A 2128-nucleotide genomic window follows, 5' to 3' on the forward strand; every position below is an offset into this window, starting at 1 on the left:
TGGCGGCGACACTCTGCATAGATCAACGATAACCCGAAATGCCCCCAAAGTCGAACATTTGTTCGTACAGGATGTGCATATTAGCCCCTGGCCTGCACGGACCGAATCCCTTCGGCTGGGCAGTTCTTCGTAGCGGTGAGACTGAACAGCACGGGGAGGTCCTGGTCCCACACCTGGAGCCGCCACCGTCCGTCATCACCGAGGGCGAAAACCCCGGGGCGATCGTCGCGGTCGGTGGACAGATGTTCGTGGAGCAGTTCGAGCCGCAACCCCGCGCCGGTGAGCGCGGTGACGATCTCGCCAAGCGAGTGTGCCCACTGGACGGTGGTCTGGGCGCGCAGAACTGCCGCCGGGTTGGCGTAGGTGCTTTCGCTGGATGTGCGGTGGGGTCCGTCATCGGCATAAGGGAAGTCGACTACCAGGGGGTCACGCTGTTCGATCATCTGGGCCAGCGGGTGCATGTCAACGACGACCAGACGCCCCGTTGGGCGTAGCGCACGGGCTGCGCTGCGGGCCCAGAGATCGAGGTCACCGATCCAGGTGAACACGCCGTAGCTGGCCACCACCAGGTCGAACGCATCGCCCAGATCGGCGGGCAGGTCGAGAACGTCGGCCTGGACGAACGTCGCATCAATGCCGGCCTGCGCGGCAAGGAGCCTGGCCCGGGCGCCGAGTCGAGCCCGCTCCCATCCATCAGCGGCAGAAGCCTCCGTCTCACCCGTGTGCATGGGATGACAGTATTCTGATCTCCGCTGGTAGACGTGGATCCTTTGATCGGATGGGTCTCGGCGGCGGTTTCCTTCCACCGGAGGAGAGCCCCATGAATCAGCACGAACAGCACCGCTACCGGGCACATTGCCATTGGGACGGATCCACCGCGGCCGGGTACGCTGCATACAGCCGTGAGCATCGTGGCGAATGCCCGCCCGCCGAGGCAACCGTTCACCTCAGTGCGGATCCGGCGTTCCGTGGCACGCACGAGCGTCTCAACCCCGAGCAACTCGTCGTCCTCGCGGCGTCGTCCTGTCAGCTCCTGTCGTTCCTGGCTATGGCAGCCCGGGCAGGGGTCGACGTCCGCCGCTACGACGACGCCGCAGAAGCGGTCATGTCTCACGCGGCTGAACCCATTGGCCTGACCCACATCTGGTTGCGGCCGAGAATCGTGGTATCGGGAGACACCCCGGTCGAGCGGCTCCATGCCCTGGTGGAGCAGGCACACCATGAGTGCTATATCGCCAACAGCCTGCGTTGCGAGGTCAGCGTGCGGCCAACCTTCGTGCACCGACCCGGCGGTACCGGCGATGCAGGATGAGGTGGCGTTCCTCGAAGCGGAGCTGAAGCGTCTTGCGGACGCAGAACCTGACGCCGGGCAGGTTGTCACCTGGCACATCCGCCAGCTGGCCCTGTGCTCCGGAGAATCAGACGCTCTGGAACACAAGGCCGCTGTCGACGAGGTGACTGAGCGCGACCGGCGCTGGGGACCGGCAAGAGGGACGGTGGCGTTCCTACAGGTGGCTCAGGACCGACTCGCAGGAGCTCACGTCCACACCTGGTCCGGACTCGACGTCCAGACGGGTGATCACACCGTTGTCGATGACGGCGGCGTAGCGCTGTGAGCGCTTCCCCAGACCGAAGCCCTGGCCGTCGAACATCAGGCCCATGGCCTCGGTGAACTCGCCGTTGCCGTCGGCCACCATTATGATCTTTTCGCCGGCGCCACGGTCACGGGCCCACGCCTGGAGTACCCACGCGTCGTTGACTGCGACGCAGGCGATGGTCTCGACGCCCTTCGCGGTCAGCTCGTCCGCGTGTTCGACGAAGCCGGGCAGGTGCACCCGCGAGCAGCCCGGTGTGAACGCACCCGGTACGGCGAACAGCACCACCTTGCCCCGGCCCAGCAGCTCGCCGCTGCGCACAGCCGTGGGACCGTTCTCGGTCATGATCCTGACTTCGACGTCAGGGATCGGGTCACCGACCTTCACCGGCATTTTTACTCCCTTTAACGACTTTTTTGACGATCTTCGGATGTTAACGACCTTTAGCTCCGTCTCATCCTATTTCGGTCATCGCGCCAGAGGCCCAGAGGCCCAGAGGGTCACAGGGTCAGAGGGTCAGAGGGTCACAGGGT

3 protein-coding genes are annotated in these 2128 nt (G+C 64.8%); 1 reads left to right on the plus strand and 2 read right to left on the minus strand.

Features of this window, described 5'->3' with window-relative positions:
- Positions 1–80: 80 nt before the first annotated feature.
- Positions 81–728, minus strand: coding sequence for a class I SAM-dependent methyltransferase (locus tag U9979_RS12075; protein WP_322779460.1), 648 nt, complete (start codon positions 726–728; stop codon positions 81–83).
- A gap of 92 nt (positions 729–820) precedes the next feature.
- Between U9979_RS12075 and U9979_RS12080 the strand changes: the two genes are divergently transcribed.
- The gene (locus tag U9979_RS12080) at positions 821–1312 is read left to right on the plus strand and encodes an OsmC family protein (protein WP_322779461.1); all 492 of its coding nucleotides are present in this window, start codon (positions 821–823) and stop codon (positions 1310–1312) included.
- A 193-nt stretch (positions 1313–1505) separates the two neighbouring features.
- Here the strand turns inward: U9979_RS12080 and U9979_RS12085 are convergent, their stop codons facing one another.
- Positions 1506–1988, minus strand: coding sequence for a peroxiredoxin (locus U9979_RS12085; protein ID WP_322779462.1), 483 nt, complete (start codon positions 1986–1988; stop codon positions 1506–1508).
- Between the last annotated feature and the right edge of the window lie 140 nt (positions 1989–2128).

Source organism: Protofrankia sp. Cas4 (assembly GCF_963555915.1).
Lineage (GTDB): Bacteria > Actinomycetota > Actinomycetes > Frankiales > Frankiaceae > Protofrankia.